15 protein-coding genes, 1 tRNA gene and 1 pseudogene are annotated in these 19,278 nt (G+C 60.5%); 7 read left to right on the plus strand and 10 right to left on the minus strand.

Annotated features, from left to right (window positions below):
• Complete coding sequence (locus ISX84_RS02915; RefSeq protein ID WP_326838707.1) at positions 1-795, minus strand: integrase core domain-containing protein; 795 nt, start codon at positions 793-795, stop codon at positions 1-3.
• A 610-nt stretch (positions 796-1,405) separates the two neighbouring features.
• Between ISX84_RS02915 and ISX84_RS02920 the strand changes: the two genes are divergently transcribed.
• Together ISX84_RS02920 and ISX84_RS02925 are read left to right on the plus strand one after the other, a co-directional pair.
• Complete coding sequence (locus tag ISX84_RS02920; protein WP_195818812.1) at positions 1,406-2,800, plus strand: PQQ-dependent sugar dehydrogenase; 1,395 nt, start codon at positions 1,406-1,408, stop codon at positions 2,798-2,800.
• 654 nt (positions 2,801-3,454) lie between these two features.
• Positions 3,455-6,676: a 2Fe-2S iron-sulfur cluster-binding protein gene (locus ISX84_RS02925; protein ID WP_195818813.1), complete on the plus strand. Its 3,222-nt coding sequence runs from the start codon at positions 3,455-3,457 to the stop codon at positions 6,674-6,676.
• A gap of 72 nt (positions 6,677-6,748) precedes the next feature.
• Here the strand turns inward: ISX84_RS02925 and ISX84_RS02930 are convergent, their stop codons facing one another.
• Positions 6,749-7,234: a copper chaperone PCu(A)C gene (locus ISX84_RS02930; protein WP_195818814.1), complete on the minus strand. Its 486-nt coding sequence runs from the start codon at positions 7,232-7,234 to the stop codon at positions 6,749-6,751.
• A gap of 58 nt (positions 7,235-7,292) precedes the next feature.
• Positions 7,293-7,652: a hypothetical protein gene (locus ISX84_RS02935; protein WP_195818815.1), complete on the minus strand. Its 360-nt coding sequence runs from the start codon at positions 7,650-7,652 to the stop codon at positions 7,293-7,295.
• A gap of 144 nt (positions 7,653-7,796) precedes the next feature.
• On the opposite strand from ISX84_RS02935, the gene ISX84_RS02940 reads away from it, so the two are divergent.
• Together ISX84_RS02940 and ISX84_RS02945 are read left to right on the plus strand one after the other, a co-directional pair.
• Entirely contained in the window at positions 7,797-9,251 is a 1,455-nt protein-coding gene (locus tag ISX84_RS02940; protein WP_195818816.1) for an aldehyde dehydrogenase family protein, read from the plus strand.
• A 196-nt stretch (positions 9,252-9,447) separates the two neighbouring features.
• Complete coding sequence (locus tag ISX84_RS02945) at positions 9,448-10,446, plus strand: alpha/beta hydrolase family protein (protein ID WP_195818817.1); 999 nt, start codon at positions 9,448-9,450, stop codon at positions 10,444-10,446.
• Between the two features lie 168 nt (positions 10,447-10,614).
• On the opposite strand, the gene ISX84_RS02950 is transcribed toward ISX84_RS02945, so the two are convergent.
• The 7 genes from ISX84_RS02950 to ISX84_RS02980 all read right to left on the minus strand — a co-directional run bounded on the left by ISX84_RS02950 (position 10,615) and on the right by ISX84_RS02980 (position 17,072).
• Entirely contained in the window at positions 10,615-11,544 is a 930-nt protein-coding gene (locus ISX84_RS02950) for an AEC family transporter (RefSeq protein ID WP_195818818.1), read from the minus strand.
• A 69-nt stretch (positions 11,545-11,613) separates the two neighbouring features.
• Positions 11,614-12,414 carry an MBL fold metallo-hydrolase gene (locus ISX84_RS02955; RefSeq protein WP_195818819.1) on the minus strand — a complete coding sequence of 267 codons (801 nt, stop codon included), beginning with the start codon at positions 12,412-12,414 and terminating at the stop codon, positions 11,614-11,616.
• Entirely contained in the window at positions 12,414-13,220 is an 807-nt protein-coding gene (locus tag ISX84_RS02960; protein ID WP_195818820.1) for a TatD family hydrolase, read from the minus strand. The genes ISX84_RS02955 and ISX84_RS02960 overlap by 1 nt, the downstream gene beginning before the upstream one ends.
• A gap of 32 nt (positions 13,221-13,252) precedes the next feature.
• Complete coding sequence (locus tag ISX84_RS02965) at positions 13,253-14,359, minus strand: DNA polymerase III subunit delta' (RefSeq protein ID WP_195818821.1); 1,107 nt, start codon at positions 14,357-14,359, stop codon at positions 13,253-13,255.
• Positions 14,356-14,994 (minus strand): dTMP kinase, encoded by a 639-nt coding sequence (gene tmk / locus ISX84_RS02970; protein ID WP_195818822.1) that lies wholly within the window; start codon positions 14,992-14,994, stop codon positions 14,356-14,358. Before tmk ends, ISX84_RS02965 begins: the two co-directional genes overlap by 4 nt.
• The gene (locus tag ISX84_RS02975) at positions 14,991-16,160 is read right to left on the minus strand and encodes a D-alanyl-D-alanine carboxypeptidase family protein (protein WP_195818823.1); all 1,170 of its coding nucleotides are present in this window, start codon (positions 16,158-16,160) and stop codon (positions 14,991-14,993) included. Before ISX84_RS02975 ends, tmk begins: the two co-directional genes overlap by 4 nt.
• Positions 16,161-16,181: 21 nt before the next feature.
• Positions 16,182-17,072 (minus strand): SPOR domain-containing protein, encoded by an 891-nt coding sequence (locus ISX84_RS02980; protein ID WP_195818824.1) that lies wholly within the window; start codon positions 17,070-17,072, stop codon positions 16,182-16,184.
• A gap of 195 nt (positions 17,073-17,267) precedes the next feature.
• Here ISX84_RS02980 and ISX84_RS02985 point away from each other — a divergent pair.
• The 3 genes and pseudogenes from ISX84_RS02985 to ISX84_RS23125 all read left to right on the plus strand — a co-directional run.
• Positions 17,268-17,357, plus strand: a tRNA-Ser gene (locus ISX84_RS02985).
• A 434-nt stretch (positions 17,358-17,791) separates the two neighbouring features.
• Entirely contained in the window at positions 17,792-18,028 is a 237-nt protein-coding gene (locus ISX84_RS02990; protein WP_195818825.1) for a hypothetical protein, read from the plus strand.
• Between the two features lie 227 nt (positions 18,029-18,255).
• A pseudogene (locus ISX84_RS23125) lies at positions 18,256-19,235 on the plus strand (IS3 family transposase); the annotation flags it as partial.
• Between the last annotated feature and the right edge of the window lie 43 nt (positions 19,236-19,278).

Consider the following 19,278-nt stretch of genomic DNA (forward strand, 5'->3'; position numbering starts at 1 on the left):
CTATGCTGCTGCGTGAGAGCCGACGTTGGGGTCGACTTTGTGTTCGCTCTGCTGCAGGACGCTGATGACCGCAGCGACCATCAGCGGGCTATCTATCCGGTCGACAGGCACGTGGGTCGCGCCGCGTTTCTCACAGGTCCATGCCGCGATGTTCAGGGTGGTTTCGACCAGATCGCGCTCTTCTTTGGTAAGCTTGCGCGGTGGCGCGCTGTTCGTTTTCACGGTCTTCGGGCTGTACATGCCGATCACCTCGCCAGTGTTGCGGACTGGGCGACCAGCTTCGCGCGGTTGAGTAAAGGGTCGAGCGACCGGCGCTCCGGTGGCGCTTTGGCGATTCTTGAGTACGGTTTCTGGCAGTGGCGGGCGCATGTTTGGGGCATGATGCGGTCGGACACGATTGTACTGTCTGGCCCAGGTATTGATGACGATCGGCGCCTGTTTGGTGGTGTGGAACCATTCGGCATTCAGGACTTCGCGGCGTAGCGTGCCGTCGAAACGCTCGTTGTAACCGTTCTCCCACGGCGATGCTGGGTAGATTTGGATCGGCCTGATCCCGACCTTTCTCAGCCAGTCTTGCAGCGCCGCCGCGACGAACTCCGCGCCATTGTCGGAACGATTGTATTCGGGCTTTCCGTGCTGCAGCAGCAATGGATAGGGTGCGTCCAGAACGTCTGCACTGTTCATCTTTGGTTTGACTGCAACGCATCGAGCCTCGCGGGTGTTCTCATCGAGCACCGTGAGCATTTTGTAGGACCGTCCGCTGCTCAGCTTGTCGTGAAAAAACCGACGCTCCAGATGTGGTTAAGATATTGCGGTCGGAGCCGGATGAACTCCCACCTCCATCCGCTTTCGTCCTATGATCCAACTTGACCGTAGCCTCAAGTTCACGCCAGTTCGGGCAGCCCCAGTCTTCTACTAGCTCAAGCATTCTTCAAAAACCTTACCTTCGCACTGCGAGCAATTAAGTGCGCTGCCCACTGCTCCATCAGCACGTGTCGTTTCTAAAGTAAGTTAGTGCGCCGATATGCGACATGAACGCACGAGTGCAAGGATATGAGTATCAGGCTGATAAGCGGATGTTAATCATAAGCCTGTTTCCTTCTGCCATCGTTGAGACCAGTCGCTTGGACAGCGGCAGTGACAGGCTGAGGTATGTCAGGTGAAAGCTATCAGTTTGCTCAGGAGCAGGAGGAGTGCTTGGCGTAACTCACTTTTGTTCCTGTCTGTTGTCGCGGTAACAGCGGTTCTGGGAAGTCTAGGTTTCAAACTCGTCAGTGATCTCGGGGCGAAGTCGTCGCACGATCACAAGAACCTGGCGAAGGCCGCGACGATTGATACGATTTTCATGCCTCTTGCGCGTGAAATTGTTCCGATCCCTTCGGATGCCATCGGGTCCGGAGGCGCCATGGCTGACTGGGGCGGCGTGCCGATCGTTCTCACCTCTGTCGGGGAGTTTTTTGCAATCGAAGATGGAACGGCAACGAGGCTCGCGATATCGGCCCCTGAAAACGGGGTCGAAGCCTATGCTGCCCATGTGGCCGAGACCAGCGACAGGGATCCAGCGGCCTACTGGTTTCGGTACAACGACCTGATGTACATCAGGGATCGCAATGAACTTGTCATCTCATACTCCCGTTGGAACGAAACAGAGGCATGCGTTACAAACGCGATCGCTATGGTCCCGGCGCGGGACCGCCCGGGGCCGATCCACGACAGCTGGAGGGTCCTCTATGAGACCGCGCCATGCCTTCCCATCTCGGAGTTCGGCAGCCCGGTGCATGGCCAGATGGCAGGTGGGCGCCTCGCGCTCTCGCCAACCGGACATCTGCTGTTGGCCAGTGGTGACTACGGCAAGGATGGCCTTCACGCCCAGCCCGTCGCTGCCCAGACGGACGGGTACGACTATGGTAAAGTCATGGAAATTGACCTCAATACCGGTGCGGCGCGCCAAATCAGCAGTGGGCACTCAAATCCTCAGGGAATCGCGATAGACCGCGATGGCCAAATCTGGGTGGTCGAGCATGGACGTCGAGGCGGCGATGAGTTGAACCGCATCGAGGATGGAAAGAACTACGGATGGCCTTTGACGTCACTGGGAACGCGGTACAACAAACTTGCCATACCGTCAGTCATTGAAAATGGTCGGCATTCAGAGGCTTTTGAAACGCCTGTATTTGCCTGGCTGCCGTCTGTCGCGCCCGGTGCTCTCGCCCTGATCGAGGGGTTTGATTCGCTCTGGGATGGCGATCTTCTTATGGGCAGTTTGAAGGATCAGGCCTTGTACCGCATTCGGTTGCGCAACGACCGGGTGCTCTTTGCGGAGCGCATTCCCATCGGGCAACGTATCCGCTATGTGCAGGTCTACGAAGACGGTCGCATTGCGCTGTTCACGGACGCAAAGACCGTTGAGTTTCTGACCGTGGGCGCGGCCGATCATGCCTTTGAATACGCGGCGATTTTTGCCGAGCAATTGGATGTCGATGCCGCAACACACGCCGAATTTCTGGCGACGGTGAATGCTTGCGCGCAATGCCATGCGCTGGGGCAGTCTTCGGGTGGAGAGATCCCCGCGCTTGGCGGCGTGTTTGGCAGCGCCTTCTCCGAGAGCATTGCCACAAAACACAGTGCTTCTTTGGGTGCCAACAGTCAGGTCTGGGACCTTGAGACGCTGACGGCATTTCTCGATGACCCTGACGCATTCGCGCCCGGCACATCCATGCCGGATCCCATGCTGGATCAAGGTGAGCTCCTGTCCAACCTGATCCTCTTTCTGTACGCGCTTGCCAAAATTCCGCAATAGATACCTCTCGCTGATCAAACCCGTGCGACGATGGTCGCGTGATGAGAACAAGCAGTCATTGCCTGCGACCCGACCCCTTGTTGGCGTGGCATACGTCAGCCGTGGAGCAAACCGTTGCCATGCGGAACAGCGCGGGGCATCTGCCATCTATGAAAGGCGTCGGGTCAAACGGCGTGTCTCAGGATCGTTGCCGTGCCGGGCATGACGCAGGACATCCGGCCTTGACGTTGTGATACCTGCGGCGCGATTGGATCGACGGTGCCAGCGGTCCAGCTTTTCAGGAATCATTGGTCTGCGTACCCATACGTGGCGGTATGCGTACCATACAAGCGTGCCCGGTTCCCGGGCTGCGACCCGTCCTTTGCTGCATATCGACCAGAGGTCTCAATTTCGCCCTGCGCGTCGACAATTTGGTCTGTCAAAGCCGCAGGTCGGTGAAATCGCATCAGGTCAGATGTGCACATCCACTATGCACTGCGAAATCCGCTGTCGGAGCACCTGTTCTCAACCCTGCCGATGTCTTCACGGCAGGCCTGCACCGCACAGGTTGAGTCTTGGCTGCGTATGCGCTCAATTCTCCCAATGATTTTGACATCCCCTTGCGCGCCGGGCATTGCAGGGTTCAGGTGATCGTTGCGCGCAAAGGGAAACGTCTTGACTGCCCGAATATTCTCGACCCGACATCGGCCGTTTCATCTGGGTCCTTTCCCGCTGGAGCGCCTGGCACGGATCGACGCAGCACCCGACTTGGCGCATGTTCCATCCCCGCAGCCGGTTTCATTTGATCGTGGCGACATGCCGGCCGCGCTGGTCAATGCGATGGCCGAATACCAGGCCATGCTGGATGCGATCCGCGACGGGCTGATCAACCGCGAGACATCGACCTGCCCGACGGATCCGGCAGAGCGCACGCGTCATGTGAAGTCGTTCGGGTATTTTCAGGATGCTCCGATGGTGGGCATCGGGCAGTTCGATCACACGCAGCTTCTGAAGACCCCTCTGCGTAATCCGGGCATCGACCGGCTTGCCGAAGACCTCAAGACCAAACAGACCAAGACGCTGGCTGCCGGGATCGACACGATCATGGCCGATCTGCGGGACAGCATGACCGCACCACCGCGCACCATCGACGCCCATACGCATACGATTGTCTTTCTCTATGACTACAGCCGCGATCCCACCCCGGAGGAGCCCGGATACGACTGGATTGCTGAGGCCAATCCGCAGCGCGCCAGCCTGCGGGCGGCGGAGACGGCTGTCATCATCGCGGGGTATCTGCGGGTTCTTGGGTTTGATGCAAAGGCGCATACAACCACGTCCACGGATGTCGATCTGAACAAGCTTGTGGTTGGCGCGGGCCTCGCGAGCGTCGAGAATGGGCAGCTGGTGAACCCCTTTGTGAAAGACCGCTTTCAGGTATCGGCGGTGACCACGGATTTTGCCATGGCGCCCGACAAACCCCTGCGGCCTCTGGCGGAACAACCCCGGTCGCTGACACGCGGGCTGGCCTGGAAGCTGGGTAAAGGGTCGCAGAAAAGCGCCCGCACGCTGGATCCTTACGCCAAACGGCGCTACGCCGATGGGCCACATCCTTTCGAGACGCTCAAGCGGGTAGACACCCCCACAACCTACATTGATGAAGCGCGGGTGGCGCGGGTGCCCAAACGCACGGATATGTTCGCGCGTGCCCAGTTCGGCGACATGGGCAAGGCCAATCAGCAGGCGACGACCGGTGGCTATTTTGCCCAGAAGGCGCCGATCAGCAATGCGATCCGGCGGCCTTCCGGTGCGCTTTTGCTGCTGCAACAAGGTCCCGTGGCAGAGGTGGTTTCGGACGCGGCGAAAGATGCAGCCTGCAATGCAGAGGGGATCAAGGCCGCGGCTTACTTCATGGGGGCGGACGCGGTGGGCATATCGCGCTGTCCGGACTGGGCGTGGTACTCGCATGACGCCGTGGGGGAGCCGATCACACCCACTCACGACAACGCCATCAGTCTGATCATCGATCAGGGCTTTGAGACCACGGAGGGCTCCTCGGGGGACGACTGGATCGCGGTCACGCAATCCATGCGCGCTTACCTGCGGTTCTCGCTGCTCGGCGGGGTGATCGGCAAGCAGATCCGCAATCTGGGCTACGAGGCGCGCGTGCATACCAACCTCGACGGCGAGGTGCTGCAGCCGCCATTGCTGCTGCTGGCCGGGTTGGGAGAAGTCAGCCGCATCGGTGAGGTGATCGTGAACCCCTTCCTCGGGCCTCGCCTGAAGTCGGGATGCATCACCACCAACATGCCGCTCACGCACGACAAGCCTATCGATTTCGGCATGCAGGCGTTCTGCGAGGCCTGTAACAAATGCGCCCGCGAATGCCCGTCAGGTGCCATCACCGCCGGGCCCAAGCTGATGTTCAACGGCTATGAAATCTGGAAATCTGACAGCCAGAAATGCCTGACCTACCGGCTGACGCAAAAGGGCGGGGCGATGTGCGGGCGTTGCATGAAGACCTGCCCCTGGAACGTGGAAGGGTTGCAGCACGAAAAGCCTCTGCGCTGGATCGCGATGAATGTGCCCGCGATGGCCGGGGTATTGGCCCGGGCGGATGATCTGGTCGGGAACGGCCGGATCAACCCGCAAAAGCGATGGTGGTGGGACTTGAAGGTCAATGACCGGGGCGGTTTCGATCCGGTGGAAGAGCCCAAGAACTACCGCGAACTTCAGACCGATCTGAAGCTTGACTATGAGGATCAGACCCTGGCGGTCTATCCCGCAAATCTCGCGCCGCCACCGCATCCTTTTCCCTTTCCGATGGACCGCGAGAAGGGCATCGAAGCCTATCAGGCGCTGATCACCGCAGAGGAATATCAGGCCCGTCTGGACCGGGGCGAAACGCAAGGACTGGCGCATACCTATCTGGGCGACGGGGATGCGCCGGTGGTGCGCGTCGAGGTCGCGAAGGTCACCCCGTTGAGCGACGACGTCTCTCTATATGAGCTGCGCGCGCTTGACGGTGGTCTGTTGCCGGAATGGCGCGCCGGGGCGCATATCGACATCGTGGTGGCGCCGGAATTCTTCCGCCAGTTTTCGCTTTGCGGGGATCCGGCGGATCGGACCTGCTACCGGGTGGCGGTGCTGCGCGAAGACACCGGACGTGGTGGCTCGAAGCTAATGCACAAGATTTTCACCGAAGGCCGCAAGGTGTTTATCTCAAGGCCGATCAACCACTTCCCGCTGGCCGAAGAGGCGACAAAACACATGCTGATGGGCGGTGGGATTGGGGTAACCCCGATGATGGCATTCGCCCATGAATGCCATGCAAGGGGTCTTGATTTCGAGCTGCACTATTCCGCATCCACGCAAGCCTCGGCGGCCTTCATGAACGCGCTGCAGCACGTGTCCTGGGCAGAGAAAGCCAAGTTGCATATCTCGGATGCGGGCAGCCGCGCCGATCTGGACGCGGTGCTGTCCGGGCAGGGGGTGGGCACACATGTCTACGCCTGCGGACCGGAGATCTACATGACCAGCGTCATGGAGGCCGCAGCACGTCAGGGCATTGCAGAAGACGCACGGCACATGGAGTATTTTTCAGTCCCCGAACTGCCTGACTATGAAAACCATGATTTCACGCTCCGGCTGGCGCGCAGCGGACGAGAACTGCTGGTGCCTGCCGACAAATCTGCCACCGATGTGCTGGCCGAGAATGGCATTCCCATCGACTTGAAATGTTCGGACGGGATTTGCGGGGTCTGCAAATGCGGGCTGCTTGCCGGAGACGTCGAGCACCGGGATTTCGTCTTGTCGAAGAAACAGCGGGAAGGCGCCGTGATCCTGTGCCAGAGCCGGGCTGCCAAACCGGGCGGCGTGATTGAGATCGATCTTTAGCCGCCTTTGTGGACGTGCATCATACCGGGACCGGGTGGTCGGCGGGGTCCGTTCGCAGACCCCGCGCCAGCTTTAGTTCGACATCTTGTGGTCTGAATGATCGACCTTGTCGGCGGCACCGCGTTCTTCGATGCTGAACATGACCTCAACTTCGCCGGCTTGTTCAAAAATCAGCGTGGCAGGGATTTTCTCGCCCACTTCGAAAGGATCGCCGCCCAGTCCCATGAACATCACGTGGAACCCACCGGGCTGCAACAGGACGGTTTCACCGGGGGGAACGTCGATGCCTTCGACATGCATCATGCGGGCAACGCCGTCTTTTTCCTCGGTGGTGTGCAGTTCGACCTTTGGAAAGTCAGCACGCACGCCCACGAGGCGGTCAGCGCTTTCGCCGGTGTTGGTGATGGTCAGATAGCCGCCGCCCGATTTGGCGGTGGCCGCGGTGTTGAAAGCCATCGGGTGGTCGATCACCAGATCGCCAATCGTGTATTCATGGGCAAAGCTGGCTGTGGACAGGGAAAGCAATGCGGCGGTGGCCGCAACCATAAGAGGTTTCATCGTGTGATCCTTTGAAAGATGCGCCGCATCGGCGCGTAGAGAAAAAGTTTCGGAGGGATCAGACGGCAGGTGGTGCTCTGGTTGGATGGGTGCGGTCGGTGGCGCTGTGGGAGATGCGCGCGCCGGTTGTGGGGCAAAGATCGGCGGGTCGTGCATGGAAGGGGCGCGCCGCGATATCCGCAGGGGCGGGGGTCAGGGCGTTGCTGCTGATGATGCAGGCCGCACAGGCGCTCAGCGCATGGGAGGCGTCCGTGTCACCGCAGATGTCCTCCAGCAGGCCCCCCATGCTGAGATAGCTCAGCAATTCGGGCGAGTGGTCCGCATTCGCCACCCGGTGCGCAAAGGCAGAGCCCGTCATGGCAAGGCTCGCAAGGAGCAGCGCAACGAAACCGGCGCGGGAAAGGAGATGGCGGACCATGCTCCTGTCTTAGGGGCTTGGCTGGGGCGGGTCCAGACCGGATGCACGGCTGCGTGGCTCTGTCGCAAGAGGCAAGGTGGCGACTTGACCTGCGACGCATGCGATGCGCTGATCGGTGTGACAGGACGAACAGGGAGAGAGAGCATGACACTACAACCATTGGGTCTTGATCCATCCTTGTGTTTCATCGCTGGCAGATGGCAGGCCACTGCCAGGGGCGAGATGCTTGCGCTGAGCGATCCGTCAACGGGTGAAGCGCTCTGCGAGATCGCACGAGGTCAGGCGGAGGATATTGATCGCGCTGTCGCTGCCGCGCAGATGGCGCTGGACGGAGAGTGGGGGCGCTCCACGGCGGTGGAGCGGGGACGGGTGCTGGCGCGCCTGGGGCAATTGGTGCTGGAGCATACCGAGGCGCTGGCAGCGCTCGAGGCGAGCGATGTTGGCAAGCCGCTGAAACAGGCGCGGGCGGATGTCATCGCCCTGGCGCGCTATATGGAATTTTACGCAGGTGCCGCCGACAAGGTGCATGGCAGCACCATTCCTTACATGGATGGCTTCACGGTCTACACGCTGCGCCAGCCCCACGGGGTGACCGGGCATATCGTGCCTTGGAACTATCCGATGCAGATCATCGGGCGGTCGGTCGGGGCGGCCTTGGCCATGGGCAACGCGGCGGTACTGAAACCGGCGGAGGAGGCCTGTCTGACGGCCTTGGCCTTTGCTGAGCTGGCGCGGCAGGCGGGTCTGCCCGACGGCGCTCTGAATGTGGTGCCGGGGCTGGGGGCAGAGGCCGGAGCGGCGCTGACGGCGCATCCGGGGGTGCATCACATCTCTTTCACTGGGTCCGTGGGCGTCGGCAGGCTGGTGCAGCAATCGGCAGGGCATAACGTGGTGCCGGTGACGCTGGAGCTGGGCGGGAAGTCCCCGCAACTGGTGTTCGAAGATGCGGATATCGATGCGGCGCTACCGTTTCTGGTCAACGCGGGTATCCAGAACGCGGGGCAGACCTGCTCTGCAGCCTCGCGTATTCTGGCGCAGCGTGGGGTTTATGATCAGGTGGTGCGCCGGATGGCGGGACGCTACCGCGACCTGCAGGTCGGGCCTGCGCTGCAGGATCTGGACGTGGGCCCGCTCATCTCAGCCCGGCAGAAAGGTATCGTTGAAGAATATCTCGCGCAGGGTGATGACCTTGAAGTCGCGGGGGCAGCAACCCTGCCCGATGACTTGCCGGAAAACGGGGCCTATGTGCAGCCGACGTTGTTTGCAGGGGCCGCGCCGGATCACCGGCTGGCACAGGAGGAAGTCTTTGGTCCGGTTCAGGTGGTGATCCCGTTTGACGATGAGGCAGAGGCGCTCTCCATCGCCAATGGCACAGCCTATGGGTTGGTGGCCTCGGTCTGGACGCGAGAGGGCGCGCGGCAGATGCGGCTGGCCAAGGCATTGCGGGCAGGGCAGGTGTTCCTGAACAATTATGGAGCAGGCGGCGGGGTGGAACTGCCCTTTGGCGGTACCGGGTTGTCCGGACACGGGCGCGAGAAGGGGTTCGAGGCGCTTTACGGGTTTTCAACGTTGAAGACGGTCGCTGCGCACCATGGGTAGATCATCCCTGGGTATGTAACATCAGATACCTTCGGCCCCTACGCGGAGAGGCTGGGCCAATGGCAGCAACGAGCCCACTTTGACCGATGCTGCGGTGTCCACGAATGTCAGCTTCTACAGAACTGGGTAGCTGAGCAGAATGACCATTGAAAATTCTCAAAAATTTCCAGAGCGTTGCCAATAGTGGAGGCTCAAAATGGCAATCTGTGGTTATCGAACCGGCGTGATCTGGGACGCTTCACGCTCAAACTGGCAAAACAATGCAGACCGCCCAATCGCGTGGTCAGCGTGGTATCCGGCGGAAGGTGTAGAGAAAGCTGAGCGGCCTCCAGGGCAATTCTTTGAACTTGGAAATGCTATCTGGGAGGCCAAGCTGTCCCCGAAGGAAAAGTTTCCCGTCATACTGCTATCCCATGGCACTGGTGGCACGGCTGAGAGTCTTGGTTGGCTCGCGCGCGCGCTCGCGTCGGAAGGCTATGTGGTCTTGGGCGCAAATCACCATGGCAACACGGGCCTGGAACCTTACCTCCCAGAGGGCTTTCTTTGCTGGTGGGAACGAGCGGCCGACTTGTCGGTACTACTTTCAGAAATTGGATCGAAGGGCTTTTTCGCCGACAGATTGGACTTCGATCAAGTAGCTGCGGTAGGGTTTTCTCTTGGGGGATATACAGTCTTGGCCCTGTCAGGTGCTCAAACTTCTTTGCATGAGTTTGACGTCTGGTGCAGAGCTAGCGAGATTACCGAAGGTGGCCCAAAAGAGTTCCCGGATGCGGCGGCAAGCATTCCAACGCTGATCAAAACTTCGGATGCATTCCGTGTATCTTGGGCACGCCATGGAAATGATTACTCAGACGTTCGGATTAAATCTGTCGTTGCGATTGCGCCTGCGCCACCAATCCGTTCATTCGTTCCCGCATCAATAACTGAACTTCATTTGCCCGTTGTGGTTCTTACCGGCGGTGCCGATGACGAAGCGCCATCAGAGCATTGTGCCGATTGGCTTGTTTCCCAGAACGACAGGTTCCATCTCCATTGCCTTGGCGGACATGTCGGGCACTACACATTCCTGGACTTTCCATCTGATAAGTCGCTCATCGGGAAAGCAGACATCTTTTCGGATCATGAAGGTGTTGACCGAAGAAAAGTTCATGAACAGGCCGCAGAAATCGTGTTTCAAAGCCTGAGGACGCGGTAAGCAAACGTGACGCTTAATCGTCCCGCAGGTGGGGAAGCAGACCTTGGCGAAGCGGCCCTTCGTCCGCACTTTTGAATATGGGTCACGATTTGACACAGGTTGGGGTGTGTTACGTGACACACCAATCGGGGTGGTGTTTGTAAACCGATGACGGTGAAGCCAAGCTTTCTAATTGAGCGCCATCAGCCAGAGCCAGACGGTAAAGACCGACGCGCCGGTGGCGATCAGCACTGAAGAGGCTGCGACCCGTTTGGCACGGCCGTACATATTGGCAAAGATATAGGCGTTTACCCCCGGTGCCATGGCCGCCGTCAGCACGCCGGAGCGGAATCCATCTGTTGGTAGGCTTTGAGCGCTGCCAAAAAGCCAGACCAGCGCGGGGTGCAAGACGAGGGCGATGACGCAGACCATGGCGATGGTGCGGCCATCGCCTTCGGGGCGGTATTGTACAAGTACACCGCCAAGCGCGAAGAGCGCGGCAGGGAGGGCTGCGCGGGCCACCAATGACAGCGCGTCGTCGACCACATCCGGCACTGCGAAACCGGAGAGATTGACGATGAAGCCCAGTCCGATGGCCAGTACCAGGGCGTTGCTGAACATCGCCCGGGCCACACTGCGCAGCATCACCAGCACCGACTGGCCACGGTTGCGCACGATCTCCATCGCCGTGATCCCAAGGCCGTAGCAAAACGGCGAATGCAGCGAGACAATGGCGAAATTGCCGGTCAGCGCATCGGGCCCATAGGCGCGTTCCATGATGGGCAGGCCCAGCAGGACGGAGTTGGAGAAAAGGCAGCAAAAGCCGATGGCCACACAGTCTTCCCAGTCGCGCCCGAAGAACAGGCGCGCGCCGAAGAAACCGGCGATGAAACAGAGGCTGGCTCCGGCGTAGAAACTGCCGAGCAGCGCGGGGTCGAAGGAACTGCCGAGGTCGATCTTGGCGATGGCCTGAAAGAGCAGGCAGGGGATCGCGAAATGCTGGGTGAACCGCATGAGCCCATCGACACTCTCTGCTGTAAAGAGATTGCGCCAGACGGCGACATATCCAAAGCCGATGACCAGGAAAACCGGTATGATGACGTCAAGCAGGGTTTGCATGAGCGGGCCTTTGCGCGCGGCGGCAGAGTGCGGGAGCCTCCGGCAGGGATATTTGTCGCCAGAAGAAGATCAGGGCGCGGGGAAGGTGAGGATCAGCCCGTCGTAGGCCGGTTCGATATGGGCGGGCGTTTCGGCCATCAGCGTGTCGTAGTCGAGGTCGATGTGCATATTGGTGAGAATGGCGCGTTTTGGCTTTACCTGATCAATCCACGCCAGCGTCTGGGCAAGATGGGCGTGCGTCGGGTGGGGATCCCGGCGCAGGGCGTCTACGATCCAGCAGTCAAGCGCGTCCAGCATCGGCCAGACAGCGTCCGGGATCTGCGCGACATCCGGTAGGTAGGCCAGATCACCGATGCGAAAGCCAAGCGCGTCCATGCCGCCATGGGCAACCTTGAAGGGTTTGAAGGTGATCGCGCCCCCGGCACCCTCGATGGTCACGTCCCCGTCAATCAGGTTCATGTCGAGGATAGGCGGATAGGTCGAGCCTGCGGGCTGCACGAAGGCGTAATCGAACCGTTGCATCAGCGCGTCGCACGTTGGGACATCCGCCCAGACCGGCAGCCGCGCGCGCATGTTGAAAACGATCATGCGCAGATCGTCGATGCCGTGCACGTGATCCGCATGGGCGTGGGTGTAGATGACGGCGTCGAGCCGTCCGACTTCAGCTGCCAGCAGTTGGTTGCGCAGATCGGGGGATGTGTCGATCAATATGGTGGTGCATCCGCCTGCGTCCTGGCGTTCCACCAGCAGGGAACAGCGTTGGCGGCGGTTTTTCGGGTTCGACGGATCGCAATCGCCCCAGTGACCGCCCAGACGCGGCACGCCGCCAGAGGATCCGCAGCCCAGGATGGTCACACGCATGTCGGCCATCAGGCAGGGATCCCGAATTGCGCTGCCTTGGAAAAGAGCCGATCGAAATTGGCCTGTGTGTGGGCCGCGAAAGCGCCGTAGCTGACCCCCATCGTTTCGGCGCCGCGCTTTGCTGTTTGCACGGTGTAGGCCGGTTCATTGCGCTTGCCCCGGAAAGGAGGCGGCGCAAGATAGGGCGCGTCGGTTTCGACCAGAATGCGCTCCAGCGGGGCGGCGGCGAATATCTCGCGCAGCGCGCCGGATTTCGGAAAAGCGGTGATGCCGGACATCGACAGGTAGAAGCCCAGATCGAGTGCGGTGCGGGCGAGCGCGGCTGAGGAGGAAAAGCAATGCATCACGCAGGCGAATGCGCCGTTCTGGTGTTCCTCTTTCAGGATGCGGGCCATGTCGTCGTCCGCATCACGGGCGTGGATGATCAGCGGCAGGCCGGTGGCACGCGCGGCCTCAATGTGAACGCGCAGGGAGGTTTGCTGCAGCTCGGCGCTTTCTGCCGTGTAGTGGTAGTCCAGTCCGGTTTCCCCGATGCCCACGAATTTCGGATGCCGGGCCATGACGATCAGCTGATCGACCGTTGCCATCGGCTCGGTCGCGGCACTCATCGGATGGGTGCCCGCGGCATAGAAAACCGGCGCATGCGCCTCGGCAATCGCGCGCACGGCGGGTTCGTTTTTCAGCTTTGTACAGATGGTGACCATTCGGGTCACGCCCGCCTCCGCCGCGCGGGCGACGATCTGGTCATGCTGGCCGTCGAAATCGGGGAAATCGAGATGACAGTGGCTGTCGGTGATCTGAGGCGTGTCGGTCATGCCGGTCCGGTCGTTCGGCGACCGGGCAAAGCTTACCCGGTGGCGGTTTGGCTAATCTTGATGAGGGTATCTAGGACCAGAGCGGCAGGGTCAAGGTTCACCGCAACCCCGTGGCGCGCCCGCGTGCCGGTCTCCTGGGCAATCTGCGCCCAGGCACGGCCTGCGGCCTGATCCGGGGCGAGCCGGGCAAGGGTCGCGGCCTCCCCGGGGGCGGCTTCGATCCCTGGTGCGAGGCCGGTTGCACCGGTGCGGGCCAAGCGCGACAGCAGCAGGTCAATCAACTCAAAAAGAAGATCCCTTTTGGCGTCTGCCCCGCGCGCCGCAACTGCTTCGGCCAGCTTCAGGGCGGCGGCCCGGTCGAATTGCGGCAGGTTCTGGATCAGGGCGACCAGATCGGCGTAGGTTTTCAGTCCGTCAAGCAGGGACAGCCGGATGGCCGCGCCAACCGATCCGCCGGAGAGCTCTGCCAGCGCCCCGGTGGCATCCCCCACATCGATACCGGCCTGATCAAAGGCACGCGCCATGTCCTCCGCCGACAGCGTATTGAGCCGCAGGGTCCGGCAGCGCGAGCGGATCGTTGGCAGAAGGCCGGAAGGCTGGTGGCTGATCAATAAAAGCGTGGCCCTCTCGGGCGGCTCTTCGAGCATCTTGAGCAGTGCGTTTGCCGCAGAGGTATTCATGTCATCCGCCGCATCGACAATCACCACGCGGCGTCCGCCGTCGGTGGCCGAGAGTTGGAAAAACCCGGCCAGCGCGCGGATGTCATCCACAACGATCTGGTCACGCATGCGGTCGGTCGTCGGGTTTGGCGTGCGGGTGATGGCCTTTAGTCCCGGTTCGGCCCCGGCGGCGATGCGGCGGGCGACAGGGTGTTCGGGGTCAATCGCCAGCGATGTCGGCGGCGGCGGGGCACCAAAGAGACCATCGTCCTCAAGCGGCGGTGTCGCCAGCAGGAACCGCGCGATGCGCCAGGCCAGTGTGGCCTTGCCGATGCCGCGCGGGCCAGTCAGCAGCCAGGCGTGATGCAACCGCCCGGTCGTGAAGGCGTCGAGAAAGGCCTGCTCTGCCACGTCCTGACCAAAGAGGCTGGGCGTGTCGCGCGGATGCGGCGCACCTTCGATCTGATCCGGTGTGCTCATGCCAGTTCCGCATCCACCAGCGTGGCGATGTCTTGCGCCACGGCGTCGACATCGCGGGCGCCGTCAATGATCCGGAAACGGTCTGCGAATTCCTCGGACAGATCGAGAAACCCCTGCCGCATGGCGGTTTGCAGATCTTCGCCAAAGGCTTCGAACCGTTCATCCACCGTTTGTCGCGAGAGGGCGCGGGACAGGCCGACCGCAGGGTCCATGTCGATCAGAAGGGTCAGGTCCGGTTCCCGCTTGATCATCAGACTGTGCAGCTGATCCACGACGCCGCGCAGATCGCCCCGGGACAGCCCCTGATACATGCGTGTGCTGTCGGCAAACCGGTCGCAGAGCACGATTTTTCCAGCCTTTAGCGCGGGCAGGATCGTGCGCTCCATGTGGTCCCGACGGGCGGCAGTGAACAGCAGGATTTCCGTCTCCGCCGACCAGCGGTCCGGATCGCCCTGCAACACCAGCGCGCGGATTTCCTCAGCACCCGGGGAGCCGCCCGGCTCACGTGTGACCACAACATCATGACCGGCTTTGGTCAGATGGGCGGCCAATCGCTTGATTTGCGTGGATTTTCCGGAGCCGTCGATGCCTTCGAAGGTGATGAACCTGGCTGTCGCGCGCGTGTCTGCGCTCACGTCGCCTCCTCAGGTCCCTGAACGAGCTTCTTGAAAAGCACCAGTGCTGCGGTGCTGACGCGGCTGACAAACCCGCCCGCGGCGATGTCGCGATCCGCCACCAGCGGCAAGCGTGTCTCCGGCAGGCCCTCCAGCGTGAACACCAGCTCCGCCAGTTGGTCTCCGGCCTTGATCGGCGCGTTTACCGGCCCGGTATAGACCACTTCACCCTCGATTTCATTGGCGGCCAGCGCTGGCATCAGAATGCTGATGTCCTCGGCCGCAACAAGGCCTACGGTGGGCTCGCTGCCCATCCAGACGTTGGCCTGGGCAAACTGTTCGCCCGCCGTTGCCAGGGGACGCATGGCAAACTGGCGGAAAGCCCAGTTGACGATGGCCTGGGATTCCTGCGCGCGCGCCTGCACCGTGTCGAGGCCGGAGATCACGAAAATCACCCGCCGGTCGCCCTGTTTCGCGGACCCGGTGAGACCATAGCCCGCCTCTTCGGTGTGACCGGTCTTGAGCCCATCGGCACCGATACCCATGGTCAGAACCGGATTGCGGTTGCGCTTGTTGCTGGGCACGCGGTTGTCGAACTCAAATTCCGTCTCGGCGAAAAGCGGGTAGAATTCCGGGAAATCGGTGATCAGGCGATTGGCCAGCAGGGCCAGGTCGCGCATCGACATCAGGTGACCAGGTTGCGGCCAGCCGCTTGCATTGCTGAAGGTGGAATTGGTCATGCCCAGCTGTTGGGCACGCTGGGTCATCAGGCGGGCAAAGCCATATTCGGTGCCGTCCGGCGACAGCGCCTCGGCAATCACGACGCAGGCATCATTCCCCGACAGGACAATGATGCCGCGGATCAGGTCTTCGACGGACACGCGCTCGCCAGACCGCAGGAACATGCTGGAGCCACCGTAGGATTGCGCGTGCTCGGACACCGGCAATTCCTCATTCAGATCCAGACCACCATCGGCCTTGCCGCGCCGGATCGCCTCGAACGCCATATAGAGCGTCATCAGCTTGGACATGGAGGCTGGTGGCAGAGGGTCATCTGCTTTCTTGTTGAGCAGAACGGTTCCGGTTGTCTGGTCCACCACAAAGGCGGATGTGGCCTGCGTATCGAACGCGGCTGTGGTGGTGGCCGACAGGCTCAGGGCCAGAAGGGCTGCGGCAAGACGGATCACGGCGACACGCTCCTCAATCAGTTAATTCGTCACGGCGTAGGCATCGGAGAAGCCTTCGCCCTTGATGGTGGACAGAATTTTTTTCTGCTCCGACGCGGTTGTGGCCGGTCCGACGACAACACGCCAGAACGGCTTCCCACCAGCTTCCTGCTGCTTCACCGTCGGGATCAGACCCGCGCCGCGCATCTGCTTCGCGGCCCGTTCGGCATTTGCCTCCTGGCTGAAAATCCCGATCTGGATGAAGGGTTTTTGCAACGTCGATTTCGGCAGACTGGATTCGATGACTGGCGCGGATGGGGCAGGGGCCGCCGCCGCAGCTGTGACCGGTGTCGGCTCGGAGGCGTCAATCGCGGCCCCGGCGGCGGCGATCGGATCCAGGGACGTTTCGCTGATCTCGGCAGGTTCCGCGATGGGCGCTTCCGCAGCGGGTGGTGCCTGTTCCACGGTTTCCTTCCGCAGAGCCGTCACATCCAGGTCAACGGGCGCACCGGCCAGCACGCCAAGCGCTTCGGCAGCGTCGGAGGAGATCTGCAGGCGGGGTCCCGGAATGTCCCGCTCGCGCCGGAACAGAGCGCCTACAACGAATTGATCATTGGTTTGATTGCGGATGATGACGCGTTCGGGTTCCTTCACGTCCGGATGGGCCACCCAGACACCGCCCAGAGAGGGACGACCGTCCCAAAGACCAGCTTCGGTTGCTGAAAACACCTCTGGCGCTTCTACGTCGCGCTCGGTCACCGTGGCTGCCGTGTCGACCGCCGCGACCTCTTCAGTTGCGCCCGGTTTAGGTGTGAAAACGTCCTTGAAGCTAAAGGAGCCAGCGTCTTCGCATCCTGCCAGCAGACCCACGGCAAAAAGCCCGGGTGCGAGCTTGAATGCGGGGTTTCGAAAGAGGTTAACATCGCCGCGCATAGTCGAGAGTCCTTGCCTGTTGTCCGGGGTTCCGGCATGCTTTTTGTCCCTTGAAGAGGGAGCTTTGACGTGAGTGTACCTTGGCTTGCACGGTCTGGGAAGATGTTGCGCATCAAATCGGCGACATTCCCCAGAGAATGAAGGTGGATTTTACCGGTTTCAGAATCGTTTGCAGGCCATTAGGACGGTCCAACCGGAGGAGTGGCAGAGTGGTCGAATGCACCGGTCTTGAAAACCGGCGTGCGTGAAAGCGTACCGTGGGTTCGAATCCCACCTCCTCCGCCACTTACGCTAAGCCATTGACCAATAAGGGTGAAATTGGATGTGGTACGCAGTGGGTAGTGGTACATGATGGACCACACGAAAGCTTCCCCTTCAGACCCAAGCAGCGGCAAGCCTGACATGCGGCACCTCACGAAGCCGCGTGGCAAAGGCTACACAATGCGTCTGATAGCACCGGAGGTTTCGGTCGGGACAGAAAACCCATGGACAGGAAAACCGTTTGGGAGGGAAATCAAGCTAGGGCTGAACACGAGAAGTCACGCTGAAGCGGTCCGCCTCAGGGACATTAGGCTGGGGCAGATACGGCAGCTTGAAGCTGAAGCGCTGGCTGCGAGAGGCAGAAAAGCGTCGGCAGGATCATCGACCTATCACCTGAGAGCGCTGCTGAGTGGCGTCAGATACGAGAGGAGGCGCAAGACCCTGACGGCATCGACCATGTGCTCACAGACGAGCTGGAGCGGGCGGACAAAGCAGGGTTAGGGCAAGAAGTTCAAACCTTTGCAGGTATCGTGTTTCGGGAAGGGAACACCCAAGGCTTTGACGCGCTGAGCACCACAACGGCGCTGGACGTCCGTGCCACAGTCAACCACCTGCTGCGCTTCTTCGGCGATACAGAGCCAACCCTAAACGATGTGACACAGGAACCCCAAATAGACCTGGAGCTTGTCCCCTGAGCGCCTAGCAATCGTTTTGCTGCGCATGTCCCCACAGCTTTGGCTTGTGCTTTGCATGGGGCCAGCAAACAGCAAAGATCACACCAACGGATGCCACGACAACAGCTATGCTGGTCCGACCAAGTCTCCTCAAGGCAACAGCAACGGCCAGCCCGACGACTGCGATGGTCCAGCTTTCGATATCGGAAAAGGTTGAGTGCAGACACTCTTGATATTTCATTTAAGCCTTGGTCGAGGGATCGCATCTGTCAGCGCGTCTGACGCTCGCCAAACTGGGCATCCCACGGACCACGTTCTATCGCTGGTATGATCGGTATCTGCAGTGCGGTGAGGCCGGATTGCAGGATCGATCTCCCAAGCCAAAGCACGTCTGGAACAGTGTACCAGCTGAGATAAAGCGTGACGTCGTCAAGCCGGCGTTGCAGGAAACAGAGCTGTCGCCCCGCGAGTTGGCGGTGACGTTCACGGATCAAGAACGCCACTTTGTCTCGGAATCCACCGTCTATCGCACGCTCAAGGCACATGACCTGACCACCAACCCTGCCTTCACCGTACTCAAGGCGGCGAACGAGTTCAAAGACAAGACGACTGGGATCAACCAGCTTTGGCAAACAGACTTCACCTATATCAAGGTCCTCGGTTGGGGCTGGTTCTACCTCAGTACGCTCCTCGACGATTACAGCCGCTACATCGTCTCCTGGAAGCTCTGCACCAGCATGCGGGCTGAAGACGCAACCGATACGCTGGACCTCGCGTTGCAAGCATCCGGCTGCAATCAAGTTCATGTCGCTCACAAGCCTCGGCTGCTTAGCCCCTCTCATTGATACTGCGTATCAACTGCCGGGCAGTGGACAACGGTTCAAGTTACGTCTCAGGCGACTTGGCGGAATGGTTAAAAGACAAAGACATGAAGCATTCTCGCGGGGCACCGTATCATCCTTAAACCCAAGGCAAGATCGAACGATGGCACCAAACCTTGAAGAATCGCATCTTACTGGAGAACTACTTCCTGCCCGGCGACCTCGAAGCTCAGATCGAAGCCTTCGTCGACCACTACAATCATCAGCGCTATCACGAGAGCATCAACAACGTCACACCTGCCGACGTCTACTTCGGGTGTGACAAAGCCATTCTAAAGCAAAGGGAAAGAATCAAACGAAAGACACTCGAAGCGCGGCGCTTGCATCACCGACAGCACGCCGCATAATCAATCCAACAAGATAAGCCAAACTCTCTCTTAGTTTAGCCTG

The sequence above is a fragment of the Roseobacter sp. MH60115 genome (assembly GCF_015644665.1).
Taxonomy (GTDB): domain Bacteria; phylum Pseudomonadota; class Alphaproteobacteria; order Rhodobacterales; family Rhodobacteraceae; genus Roseobacter.